At 40.2% G+C, this 12,724-nt stretch carries 9 protein-coding genes; all 9 read right to left on the minus strand.

What is annotated here, in order from left to right:
* Positions 1 to 123 precede the first annotated feature (123 nt).
* A complete protein-coding gene (locus V7K60_RS27200) occupies positions 124 to 1,773 on the minus strand; it encodes a GMC family oxidoreductase (protein ID WP_334930145.1) in 1,650 nt (549 codons plus the stop codon).
* A 111-nt stretch (positions 1,774 to 1,884) separates the two neighbouring features.
* Positions 1,885 to 3,015, minus strand: coding sequence for a glycosyltransferase family 4 protein (locus V7K60_RS27205; protein ID WP_334930147.1), 1,131 nt, complete (start codon positions 3,013 to 3,015; stop codon positions 1,885 to 1,887).
* Positions 3,016 to 3,047: 32 nt separating this feature from the next.
* Positions 3,048 to 4,517: an O-antigen ligase domain-containing protein gene (locus V7K60_RS27210; RefSeq protein ID WP_334930149.1), complete on the minus strand. Its 1,470-nt coding sequence runs from the start codon at positions 4,515 to 4,517 to the stop codon at positions 3,048 to 3,050.
* A gap of 63 nt (positions 4,518 to 4,580) precedes the next feature.
* Entirely contained in the window at positions 4,581 to 5,537 is a 957-nt protein-coding gene (locus tag V7K60_RS27215; protein WP_334930151.1) for a glycosyltransferase family 2 protein, read from the minus strand.
* Complete coding sequence (locus tag V7K60_RS27220) at positions 5,455 to 6,669, minus strand: glycosyltransferase family 4 protein (protein ID WP_334930153.1); 1,215 nt, start codon at positions 6,667 to 6,669, stop codon at positions 5,455 to 5,457. The genes V7K60_RS27215 and V7K60_RS27220 overlap by 83 nt, the downstream gene beginning before the upstream one ends.
* A gap of 169 nt (positions 6,670 to 6,838) precedes the next feature.
* Positions 6,839 to 7,831: a glycosyltransferase family 2 protein gene (locus V7K60_RS27225; RefSeq protein ID WP_334930155.1), complete on the minus strand. Its 993-nt coding sequence runs from the start codon at positions 7,829 to 7,831 to the stop codon at positions 6,839 to 6,841.
* Between the two features lie 64 nt (positions 7,832 to 7,895).
* Positions 7,896 to 9,056, minus strand: coding sequence for a glycosyltransferase family 4 protein (locus tag V7K60_RS27230; protein WP_334930157.1), 1,161 nt, complete (start codon positions 9,054 to 9,056; stop codon positions 7,896 to 7,898).
* A gap of 184 nt (positions 9,057 to 9,240) precedes the next feature.
* Positions 9,241 to 11,091 carry a heterocyst formation ABC transporter subunit HepA gene (gene hepA / locus V7K60_RS27235; protein ID WP_334930159.1) on the minus strand — a complete coding sequence of 617 codons (1,851 nt, stop codon included), beginning with the start codon at positions 11,089 to 11,091 and terminating at the stop codon, positions 9,241 to 9,243.
* Positions 11,092 to 11,305: 214 nt separating this feature from the next.
* Positions 11,306 to 12,025: a heterocyst development glycosyltransferase HepC gene (hepC, locus tag V7K60_RS27240; protein WP_334930161.1), complete on the minus strand. Its 720-nt coding sequence runs from the start codon at positions 12,023 to 12,025 to the stop codon at positions 11,306 to 11,308.
* Between the last annotated feature and the right edge of the window lie 699 nt (positions 12,026 to 12,724).

Genomic DNA, 12,724 nt, shown 5'->3' on the forward strand with positions numbered 1-12,724 from the left:
CATTTTTCGCTGGCTTGTGGCAGTAGCAACAGGCTTGGGATCGGTGCAGATACTGTAATGTGGTGATGTGCGCTCAGGCGATCGTTATGTTTAAAAACGTGACGATTTTATCCAAAGTTGTACTTAATGACACAATTGTGCTTTCAGATGGTCTGCCAATCGAATTGCTAAGGCAACAATAGTAAGCGTAGGATTAGCATAGCCTCCTGTAGGGAAAACAGAGCTACCTGCCATAAATAAATTAGAGATGCCATGAACTTGACAATTTGCATCGACTACTCCTTGTTTGGGGTCGTGATGCATACGTGTTGTTCCCATATTGTGATGAGTACTCAGCGAAGCGACTGGACGATCTCCATCCAATTCAATCTGCAACTCACCCAGTCCGGCACTAGCAAACTCTTGTGCAAATATTAGCTGCGATCGCTTTACACTGCAAATATCTATTTCCCTCCAATAATTAGTTAATTTTGCTTGGGGACAACCTAGCTTATCTAATTGATTACTGAGTGTCACCCGATTATTTGGATTTGGGGTTTGTTCAGTTTGGCTGAGAACTTCAAACTTTGTATATTTCTGTTCATTATCTTCATGGTAAGACCATCCTCCATGACTCAAATCAGGGAATAAATATTCTTTTTTGACACTATATTTATACCAATCAGACACTAAATCATCAATATTTGTAATCACATTTTGCAAATGCTGAAAAATATTTTTAGGTAACTGTTTTTGTCGAACTGAAGAGAACAAAATTTTTGCCGAAGCCTTTGCTGCCGATCTAAACCTTTCGTCTCTGGGATATAACAACGCGGTCATATTTAGTAATTTATCGCGGCGCATAACTTGTTCTGTTAGGGCAAATTTTCCCATGACTGTGACATTATTCACGCGACGTAAATCATACAAAGCCATCGAATTAAATATTTTGCGATTTTGCGGGATAAGCATACCACAACGAATAAAAGGATGATCCATGAAGAACCTACCCACTAAATCATGTTGATTGCCTAATCCATTTTTTTGAATTCGGTTTGACAATAACAATAAACGCGCGTTTTCAATTCCACCTGCGGCTAAAATAAATACTTTTGCCGCAACCCAAAATTTTTGACCAGATAAACAAACAACTTGCACACGTTTCACTGTTTGGGCTGCTTCATCTGCCTCAATTTCTACCACATTGGCGTTGAGGAATGTAGTGATATTAAGAGATTGATTAATTTGATGCCGATATTCATTGGTAAAAATATCGCGCGGGCCAAACTGAAACATACTGGTAGTAACTCGGTCACTTGTGAAATGTGTCCGAGGAGATTGAGGATTTTCCCAAGCCTCAGCTTCATAAGCAAAAGAACCGAGTTTACAGACTGCTTGAGCGCGCTCATAAAATGGATTGAGGTGAGATTTACTAAAAGGCCACCCACTGTAGGGTACCCAATCTCGTTTTTCAAAATCTATTGCATCTAACGGCACGTGCCTCAGACCAAGTTGATTTTTATTAATTTCAATATTCCAGACATTAGCCAATCCACCAAATTGACGATGACGCATATCTTGCAGTGGTGGAAAAGGATCTCCAACAGTTTCGCCTTGACCAAGAGATGCAGTCTCTTGATTAAATTCTAAATCACCACTTTCTAGTAAGCACACTCGAAAGTCTTGCCCAATTAATTCTCGTGCGAGTGTAATTCCTGCTGGGCCAGCACCAACTATACAAACTTCGGTACTAATAACTTCATCTATTGATAATTTGCGGCTATCAATCAACATTAATTAATTCCTTTTAATCTGATTTATTATTCTTAACCACAGATGAACATATATGATGTAAATCTGTGGTTTCATTTTCATAAAATTGACTTTTGTAAAAAGTTTACTGTTTCATTCAGCCGATGAAACACTCGGTATTGCAGAACGAATTGCATTAATAAAATTTTGGGCATAATTCTGCGTTGAGAAATCGAGGGCGCGTTGTCTGGCAGCTACTCCGGCACTTTGGGCAAATTCTTGCTCGTCAAGATAGCGGAGAATTGCGATCGCTAATTTATCCGCATCGCCGTAAGGTGTTAATAGTCCGTTCATGCCATCGGTAATAATCTCTGTCGGCCCGCCTGCACTGCCAGCAATTACAGGTTTACCCAGCGCCATCGCCTCAATAATCACAATCCCAAAGGGTTCTTTATCTGATGCATGAACGAATACATCCATTGCCTGCACCCATTCCGGGATATTACGCTGTAGTCCAGCCATAATTACTTGGTCTTTCAAGCCTAAAGTTGCAATTTCTGCTTTTAAGAAGTCCTGATAATCTGGTTCTAAATCGTGCTTACCACCAACCACCACACAATGGGCATCGGGATACTTCTGTAAAATTTTGGGCATCGCTTGCACCAATACGTGCATTCCTTTCCATCGTTGCAATCGTCCCACAATTCCAATCAACGGCCCGTGTAAAGGCAAGTCTAGTTTTCGCCGTGCTTCTTCAGGAGAAGGTAAAGCATTAGGCTCAAATCGGTCTAATGCGACACCAGGATAAACTAAAGGTGTTGGTCTGTGGGGCCAAATCTCTGCCTGTGCTTGCTTGCCATCTTGTGAGAGAGTGATAATTGCCCGCGCTGGGATGAAAGTTGCGAGTCGCACCAACCAAGTTTTATCGCTAGGTACTTCTAGTTGATACCACACAGCAGGCAAACCCGTCAGCATCGCCGCCAAACCTCCAGATATATGCGTAATCCACATCCAATTGACAATTATATCTGCACGTTCACGGCGAGCGATCGCAGCTATCCGCAAAACAGCGCCAATAAAACGGTGGATTTGGCGTAAACGTCCACTTTCTACAACTCGCGCATCAATACCTAGAGACTTTACTTGTTCGACCATCGGGCCGGATTCTAAAAATATCACCAGCCATTCAACACCAGCATTACGTCCTTGTTGCACCAAATCCCAAAGCATCATTTCACCACCGCCTCGTTGCTCGGCCAGTGGCATGACAATAATTACTTTCATAATCTATAAAAGTCCTATTTAAGTTGTAATATTTATGAGATTCTCGATTTATTAGAGAAGTTAGGAATGTTGGAGAGCATCTGAGGATTGCTATAGTACTTATGTCCTGCCATAGCCATAGCTAAAAATCCCCAAAGAATCATCCCTGACACGCTCAACATTCCGCTACCGATAACTAACTGTGAAGCAGAACTGATTCCAATAGCGCGGGCAGCACTGACAAAACTATCGAAACGACCTTCACCATAACTGCTAACACTAATAATTAAGAAAATTAATCCACCCATATAAAATATGCCTCCAAACCAACCAAGGGTGAAAAACATATCTAAAATGCCACTATCAATTACCACTACTTCAATTTGACCAGTTTTTTCGTTGACCTTCCAAATATTTCCTAAGCCGTTACCTAGACCATTAGAAAGGGCTAAACCAAGATTTCTGTCGTAAGTTCCCGATCTATCTTTAAAGCTGCCATCTTCTTGAATATTAGAAAAAGTTTCAAAACGTGCTGCCACCACCCCAGCAATTGGTTCAATAGTTGTCAATGGCACAACACAAATAGCCATGACCACAATTATGGTAATTAAGCGCATTTGAATTCTGGCTCTGACTGAACCCATAATCATAATTATTCCAAATAACCAGCCTCCCCAATTGGTACGTGCTTGTGTTAATAGAAAAGATAAGTAACCAACAGCTGAAGCAGGAAAAATTAAGCTTCCTGAACCGGTCAATAATAACAGTAACCCAGCCTGCATAACAGAACCAAAGGGGCCGACTGAGTGTAATGTACTCCAGACGCGCATCCCGAAAGGTACAGGGTTTCCAGAACTCATGAATAATTTTGATTGTATGAGCCAGTACCTATCCCATTCCGGAGCTACCACAAATTGATATACGCCATAAGTTCCTAAAATCAACACACACCAGAGAAATGTTCGCTGAATGTTCTGGCGATAGCTGGGATAATCTTGCCAGTTGATAAATAAGTGAAAAGCGAAAATCACAGGACTGAGCCAATCCATCAATCCGCGTGCTACAGGAATAGGTGGGTTGTAAATTAGACCGATGAGAAAGCCATAGAACACTCCGATAAAAGCCAAAACAAACGGCAAACCCCCTTGGCGAGAGGCGCGGGGAAAGTGTCGCAAGAATGTTGCTATCGTAATAAACACCACTAAATAAGGTGCTATGAGCATTTGACGGCTAGCATCCCAGCCCACCCGATAGTCAACTAAACGAGTCGCTAAGGGTGTGAGAAACCAAATCCACCAGGTAAACCCAATGTAGAGAATGGGATGCCGCAAGTATAAAAATAAGGCTACTACTAAAGCTGTCGCCGGGTAAATTAGGCGCAATGCAGCAGTAACACCACCGAAATAGCAAACTACAGTTAGTAATATAAAGCCTGCGATCGCCATCCAACCCTGTAGCGATCGCTCTTCAGGAGAATAGTTTTCTTGCAAAAAACTATTGAAAAGTATCTGCTTATAATTCATTCAATTTTAGATGTACATATAAATAAGTTCAACTCGTTCCCAGGCTCTCGCCTGGGAATGAAGTCATTCGAGGCTCTGCCTCATTCTGAATTCTGAATTCTGAATTTTGAATTGTTTATATCCCTGCCAACGTCCACGCCAAGATGCTAATAACTTTTTCCCCGCCAACTGCCCTTGGCTAGGTAAAAATCTCAGCCATTGTACTAAGCCCAAACTATCGCATGTACCCACGAATACTGCCCAGAACAAAAATGCAATCCGGCGGATAAATGGTAAATGCTCTAGTAAAACTAAGGTTTCGTTATGGACTAAATTAATAAAGGCAATTTCATTAAAGTTATTTCGCTGATCTTCGTCAAAACGTTGTGCTGGATAATGATCTACAGCAACCTGAGGATCGTAAATTATCTTCCAACCAGCCCGCTTTAATGCCAGGGTGAATGCCATTTCAAAGTGTACTTGCGCTCCAGTACCACGCATCCGCTCGTCAAAGCGTAGTTGTCCGATAGCTTGGGTACGAAAACTCATGTTCACGCCCTTGAGAATATCGACTTCGCGGGGTTCTCCCACTCCCAGGTGATGGTTGCCAATGACTCGCCCAAACCACTGCAACTGTCCCACTACTGGGCGGGATTCGTCTTCTAATTTGCTACCGTGGTATATCCAATCACGCCCTCCCAGTCCGCCAAGGCGACTATCGCAGGTAAAGTAAGCCGCAATCCGCTCTAACCAATCCGGGTGGGGTGCGCCATCATCATCGGTAATGGAAACAATATCGCCCTCCACTGCTGCTAGTCCAGCGTTAAGAGCTGCTACTACCCCTGGTTGTGTCACTTTCACCGTATGCAGTGGCAAGTTGTGCGCTGTGTATTGAGCCAGAAATTGCCAAGTTTCTGCATCCGTATCGCGGACAACCACTATCACCTGATCGACTGGTTTAGTTTGCTCCTGTAGCGCCAAAAGGCAGCGTGAGAGGTCTTGTGGACGGCGATAAGTCGGTATCAGAACGGTGTTCCGCATTCTTGCTTAACTCCTCGAATAGATCCACATAAGTTTGTGCCATAGCAGTCCAGCTGTGTTGTTCTGCCACAGAACGAGCAGCTTGACTCATTTGCTGCATTAGCATATCTACACTTACCAAGGACATCATTGCCACAGCCAAAGCATCGATATCATTTGAGTCGGGTAAGACGATGCCACATTCTGGTGTCACCAACTCTGCACCCCCGGTAGCTGTGGCAGTAATTACTGGTAGTCCTGAAGAAAGTGCTTCTAACAATACGAGGCTACAAGCTTCATATCGGGAAGGAAAAATAAATAAATCTACTGACCGCATAATTTCGGGGATATCACGGCGAAATCCCACAAAATGCACGCGTTCACTTAACCCCAAGGATGCCGCTAGTTGTGGGAAGGGACTACCTTCGATATGACCTACCACCGCCAAATGTAAATCAGGAACTTTCACCAAGGCGTGTAGTACTGTATCTAAATTCTTTCTGGGTGTGCGGATATCTCCAGCAAACAGGGCTAAAGTGACATTCTCCGGTAAACCTAATTTTTGGCGATGCCTATCGCCTACGCTTTTACCAGGGTTAAACTCTTCTAGGTCTACACCATTAACAATTACCCGAATCCGAGAACGCGGTACACCAATGTTGACTAATTCTTGAGCTACTTTTTCAGATACAGCCACCACAACCTGCGCTTTTTGGAAAGCTTGTTTTTCCCAACGGGCATTAAACGCCGTAAATAGCCACTGGTAAAAACCATATAAATCACGGCGGTTGCGGGAAATATGAACAGGCGATCGCAACCATGAACTGTGGACAAAATGTACAGCATTCACATCAGCCGCAGCCATATTAATTGCTCCATTGACTTTAACTAAATCAATGTCAGGGCGATGTTTACGTAACCAATCTGCACTTTTTTGGGCAAATATGAAATTACGTACAAATTCTGTAGGATAGCCTTTGACTAGAATTTTAATCCAATTAACTTGGCTATTGTCTTCTAGTTCTGGTGCGACTTCACTAGTTAATAATGTCAAGTGATGACCACGACGAATTGCTTCCTTAGCAACCTCATAGTTTACCCGTCCTTGACCATCACCTTTTTTAATTTTATGAGTAACAATACAAAGTTTCATATACTACCTTTTTTAAGAATAAAGAGCTTCACACAGAGGCAGAGGCGCAGAGAAAGAATTTAAAAATAATCTTCTTTTCTTCCCTTTGCACCCTTTGCGTTAGCCTACGGCAAAGCACTCTGCATCTACGTTTAACAAATAAATTCCCCAACTCAGAAATATTGATATATTATTTCGATATTCCGATTAATTTATTTGCTAAAAATCGCGGAGTAAAACTAAGACTAAGTGCTGCCATCGTTCGCACATTAAATTTTTGTTGATTCAGCGCTTGCAAAAAATAAGGACGTGCCGCAGCTATCTGTTCGCTTCGTAGAAAACCAATTCCCAAAGTAGTATTAGCTTCTAACCATTTCTGTTGAAAATGAGTTCTAAATTTTTGTAAACGAGGGTCTTCCATAAATACTTGATAACAAAACATTTCGCTTTTAGCTTTGCGAATTTTTGCTTGCACATCTCGACTACCACTGAGCATAGTATCAGTTTGCTCATGGGCACGATATCGCGTCAATCTTTCTGGACAATAGTAAGCGCCATAACCAGATATACAAAATAGATAGGTTAAATATAAATCCCACATCCCACCAACTTCTGAGGGAATACTATACCAATCCACCAAATTATTCCGAATCACGCAAGATGCAGCAGTAGGTATACTTTTATCTATCAACCCAATTTTGGAAAAAGGTTGATGAATTCCTTTTGCTAGTTTGTCTCGCTTGTAACCACGTGTGTTTTCTTCGGTACCAGCATGATTAATTATGCTATTAGCATCTATAATATATTGGTCACAAAAAGCAAGAATTAAATCAGAATTTGCTTCTAGTGGTGCTACAAGCTTTGCTAAAAAGTCTTCATTCCAAATATCATCATCATGGAGACTAGCAACATATTTACCTCGCGCCATTTTAAAGCCATGCTGCTGATTAGCTAACATACCCACATTTTGCTGATGTCGCCAAAATCTGATGCGTGAATCACCAAAAGATGCGACAATTGCTTGGGGATTTTCTGAACTACAATTATCAGAAATAATAATTTCAATATTTTGATAAGTTTGTTTGATCGCACTTGCGATCGCTTGCTTGAGATAGTCTGGTCGATTATAGGTGGGGATAACAACGCTGACTAAAGGTTGTTGACATTCTTGATGTAATGACATATTTTTCTCCCTTGATATTTTATAAGTAAAAGATGCACTATTTGATGTTTTTACCAAATTCAGCTTATCTAGCTTGAGAAATACTATATAGTTTGTTGGCTTGGGAAGAAAATTCAGCTATTGTTTTTGCATAAATTGTTCGGAGATTATTTACATGAGCAGCCATTGTAAATTCCTTCATCAATAAAGTATAACCTTGCTCACCCATGTATCGACTTTTTTGATAATCTTTATACAATTCATTAATAGCATCAGCCAGCTTTTGGATATTATTGCTTGGAACAAGAATACCTGTTTCTCCATCTCGTAAATGTTCTGGAATTCCTCCGACTGCACTACCAATTACAGGTCGACAACGAGAGTATGCTTCCAGAGTTACAAGACCGGCAGGTTCAGGCCAAACACTGGGAAAGATGACTGCAAAACACTGTTGATAAAGTTTATCTAATTTATCCGAATCGCACCAACCATGCCAAGTGATTCGCTGATTCAATCCGAGTGTAGTTGCTAACTTTTCTAACCGTGGTCGTTCCCAACCTTCACCTGCAATATCAAGTTGAATTTTTGGGTCTGTATGTATTAAGGTTTTGAGTAACCATTCTAGACCTTTATCAGAAACAATTCGTCCAGCAAACAAAATTCTATGATTTTGATGTACTTCCAAGCTGAGGGGAAAATTTGCTGTTTCTGGTATAGATATTCCACAGTGTAGCGTTATAGTTTGTTCAGGGGATACACCGTTTTGAATTAACTCTTGCCGGACATATTCGCTATTAGCAATGAAAGTAATTTTTAGCCTTTTCAAGATATCTAAAAACTGATGAGTGGTTTGAAGTTCTCTAAGAGTTCTTAAAGGTCTGCGGCTACCACATTTATCTACTAATTTACCCCAGGTACATCCTAAGTAAGAGAAGTTGCGATCGCAGATTGTCCGTTGCTCCGCTAAATACTTTGTGCCACTAGGGCAGTAGAATGAGTGATTATGAACACTGAAGATAGCAGGACATTCGCCTGTAAGCTGTAATAGCAAATCTGGACTATGGATATGCAGCAGTTTGAACTGGCTTTGATCGATATTTTTAAGTGATTTTATCACACGAGCGCTAACATCAGGTGGTCGATGTTCAAACAGAGAAGCTAAGTAAGTTTCAACACCTCCGCTCCCACCGACACCAAAATTTGAGCATTGATAGATTAGGTTTTTGTCAAAGATTTCCTGGGACATTTTTTCTATGACTTTCAAGTATATAGGACTAATTTTAATAACTTATTTATAGGGATAATAAGTGTTTAAAATCTTATTATTTTACTATTTGGCAAAATTATTGATACATATTTAGGGGTTTACGGCTGTAGAGATGTACAGCCGATTAATGTGTTGTAAGTGCTTTGGTAATTGGATGTTGTTTCTAATCTGGCTGCCTTACTTCGTACTGCATTTGATGATATTTCCAAAGCTTGCCTTTTAGTTCCAACAGTTCTTGATACTTACCTTGCTCTACTATCCGTCCCTGTTCTAAAACTACAACTTTATCAGCTTTAGAAATAGTAGAAAGACGGTGAGCGATCGCAATTACTGTTTTACCAACAGATAGCTTTTCTAATGAATCTTGAATTAAGCGCTCAGATAGCGAATCTAAGGCGCTAGTTGCTTCATCCAAAATCAAAATTTCTGGGTTCCGTAATAAAGCTCGTGCAATAGCAATTCGCTGTCTTTGTCCTCCAGATAACCTGACACCCCGATCTCCTAATTGGGTATCAAAACCTTCGGGCATTTCCAAAATAAATTCTAGTGCATTTGCTAGTTTAGCAGCTTCTTGAATTTCCTCATTAGTCGCCTCTGGAGTTCCGTAAGAAATATTCTGCCAAACATTAGTATTGAAGATAAAAGTATCCTGACTGACAACAGCTATTTTGCAACGTAGAGAGTTAATTTCAAACTGCCGGATATCAATTTCATCAATGTAAAGATATCCATCTGTAGCATTATAAAATCGGGGAATCAAATCAGCAAGAGTTGTTTTACCAGCGCCAGATGCTCCGACTAACGCTGTCATCTTTCCCTTTTCAATCGTCAGGGTAATATTATGCAGCACTAGATTTTCATCATCATAACCAAAATCCACAGATACTAAATCTATTGACCTGTTTAATCCCTTAAACTTAACTCTCCCATTTTGAAAGTAATATTTTTCATCACTTGTCAACAGATTTTTAATATTGTCTGCTGAACCATGTAAAGTGCTAAGATATGCTCTCGTGCCATTAATATCTTGCACAAATGGGATAAAGCGAAATAGTACAAAGAAAAAGGTTAGCAAAGAAGCAACTTGTAACGTTCCATTCGTGACAAGACTAGTGAATGCCAAAATAATCATTCCGATCAATACCGTAGTCGCTACCCCTTCGGCAATTGGCTTCACAAGTGTCCAGGTAAATACAACCTTTGTTGTAGTACTTATTACCTTATCGCTAGCTTTATAGTAACGTTGACGCTCAAATTCTTGAGTACCACAAGAATGAACAGTGCGAATGCCATTAATAAATTCTATGGCTGTTGATGTAAAATTAGCATTAGCAGTTGTCATACCAAAACTTGATTCTCTGACTCTAGCATTCAGATTTGACAACCCCACACCTAAAAGTGTAAATAGTAATGCTGATATTACCGTCAATTGCCATGATATCAAAAACATTGATATTAAGTAGACAAAGGTTGTGAGTCCTCTAGTTACTAAAAAAGCTCCGCCACTAAAACCTTGTCTGATCCTTTCAATCTCTGTGGTAATTGTGTTAATTAGTTCACCAGAACGAGTTTTACTAAAGTAACTTAGAGATAATGATTGTAACTGTTCAAAAATTTGCTTGCGTAAGCGATCGGCAAGATGTAGTTGAGATAATTCAGTATAAACTTGAGAAAAATAATTGAAGGTGGCACGTAACCAAGTACTCAATAGAATCAGCAGAGATACACGATACAAACGATTAATTGCTGATGTCTTAGCTCCCAGAATCCAAAGATCAAACCATTCTATTCCTGTTTGGACAGGTTGAGCATTGGGGCTAGTTAAGCTTTGCAAAAAGGAAAGTAAAAAACCAATACTTACACCTTCAAAGGTTGCCGCCAAAATTGAGAATATCAGAGCTAAAATGGCAATTTTACGAAATTGTTTAAATTCTCGCAATATCAAATAGTTGTCCTGCCAAAAGCTGCTAGCTTTAAGCAGATTACTGAGTGGTTGAGGAAGCTGGAAATTCATGGATTTTATCATAATAGTTTGGCAAGGTAGATAGACCTCTATAGATTAATACAGTTCAGATAAGCTCAAAACCTTGATATAGAGATGCGATTTCTCGCGTTTTGAAAAACCAAACCAATTATCTAAAACTGGATTACTCTATAGATGCTACATAAACAATTTTTGTTTGAGCCTCAGTGCGGTAAATGAAATCATCAATTACCGCACAGATAAATTACAGAGTTTGGCTATCCAGATGTAACAGGTGAGACTGTGCCTCTACTTCCCAGGAAGCTGTAATTTCTGGTAATTTATTCAGCTGTACTGCATCTTCCAAAGTCCAACAACGAGATCCGGTTAAACTCATGTCACCCCGTAGCACGTTAAATAACTGTGGCAGATTGTCGAGATTGTATTTGCCCATCCAACGTGCTAACGGTGTGTTATTGTGGGTGCAAAAGCTCATCGCTTGAAAGAGTTTACCCCGTTCTCCAACACGCCATTCATGATAAAAAAGTGACCCTGGCGAGTAAACCTGCATTAATACAATCAATCCCAACATAACTGGACTTACTAATAGCAATAATACGAAAGCAGCAATCCAATCAATTACTCGCTGCAATTGTCTGAAGGGTTGGTTAGGAAGTTTTTTGCCAGCGGGTATGCTTAGGAATATTGGTTTTTGAGCTGCTTCACATGCATCTGCCCAAAATTTGAGCAAAGCCTCACCCAATTTTGGATCTATGCTGACCAAACTTACTGGAGAATGTTGTAAGCATTCTACTAGCGATCGCTTACTATCTAATGAAGCCAGATATGGTTGTTTCACTCGTCCAAGGGGCTTCACCAACAGCTTACCCCGTCGCCACAGGAGTGTGCAGTACCCACGATTATCTTGGTCTTCCTGGGTTACATCATATAAATTTTCTAAAGTTGGAATTATTGAAGTTGTCATAATGTCTTTGGGTTTATACAGGAGTGAATTACTGAGGCGTTATCAAAGGCTATTAATGCCAAAGACCCAAATCCGAATCTTGTTGTAAGTCCAAAAAGTTGGAGATAATTGAGGGCAAAAATATGCTATAGTATTTGTCACTCAGCCAAGCACGTATTGCGTAGAATTGCGCTGGTGTAGAGATTTACAAATTAGACAGATACTAATTACATAGGTAGCAATCACCGCTACTATTAACATTCATGGGCAAATCATGATTTTCCGGAAACTACTGACAGTAGAGAAGTGTAGAGGGAAATTACCCATGAATCTATATCTACGTTTAATTACGTTGAGGTGTTGATTCTGTCGATAGATTTAACAAAACCAGTCTGCTCTTGTCTTCTAGCCTTTTTGGAAGTGCTTTAATCTCTAGAATATAAGACTATGTAGAAATAGCGATCGCTCAAATAACTTCTTTATTTATTCTTTAAAGAGTCAGTGATTTCTCTGAAAAACCATAAAGATAGCATAAATATACTGAAATTTTCCTGATAGCAACAAAATTAAATTTGGTTCATCAAAACGCAAGGACAATTCATGAATCATTGGTGTCAATTTAAGGTACAAGCCAGTCTATAACCAGCTTTTAGCAGATTGTCTCGTTCCCAGTCTCAGACTGGGAATGCCCGTCCTTGAGGCTCCGTCTCTTTTACTCGC

Origin of the sequence: Nostoc sp. (assembly GCF_036917555.1) — a bacterium.
Lineage (GTDB): Bacteria > Cyanobacteriota > Cyanobacteriia > Cyanobacteriales > Nostocaceae > Nostoc.

Excerpts from the sequence above, each read along its gene's own strand:
- V7K60_RS27200 (WP_334930145.1), bottom strand. The coding sequence starts at position 1,773 with ATGTTGATTGATAGCCGCAAATTATCAATAGATGAAGTTATTAGTACC.
- V7K60_RS27205 (WP_334930147.1), bottom strand. The coding sequence starts at position 3,015 with ATGAAAGTAATTATTGTCATGCCACTGGCCGAGCAACGAGGCGGTGGT.
- V7K60_RS27210 (WP_334930149.1), bottom strand. The coding sequence starts at position 4,517 with ATGAATTATAAGCAGATACTTTTCAATAGTTTTTTGCAAGAAAACTAT.
- V7K60_RS27215 (WP_334930151.1), bottom strand. The coding sequence starts at position 5,537 with ATGCGGAACACCGTTCTGATACCGACTTATCGCCGTCCACAAGACCTC.
- V7K60_RS27220 (WP_334930153.1), bottom strand. The coding sequence starts at position 6,669 with ATGAAACTTTGTATTGTTACTCATAAAATTAAAAAAGGTGATGGTCAA.
- V7K60_RS27225 (WP_334930155.1), bottom strand. The coding sequence starts at position 7,831 with ATGTCATTACATCAAGAATGTCAACAACCTTTAGTCAGCGTTGTTATC.
- V7K60_RS27230 (WP_334930157.1), bottom strand. The coding sequence starts at position 9,056 with ATGTCCCAGGAAATCTTTGACAAAAACCTAATCTATCAATGCTCAAAT.
- hepA (WP_334930159.1), bottom strand. The coding sequence starts at position 11,091 with ATGAATTTCCAGCTTCCTCAACCACTCAGTAATCTGCTTAAAGCTAGC.
- hepC (WP_334930161.1), bottom strand. The coding sequence starts at position 12,025 with ATGACAACTTCAATAATTCCAACTTTAGAAAATTTATATGATGTAACC.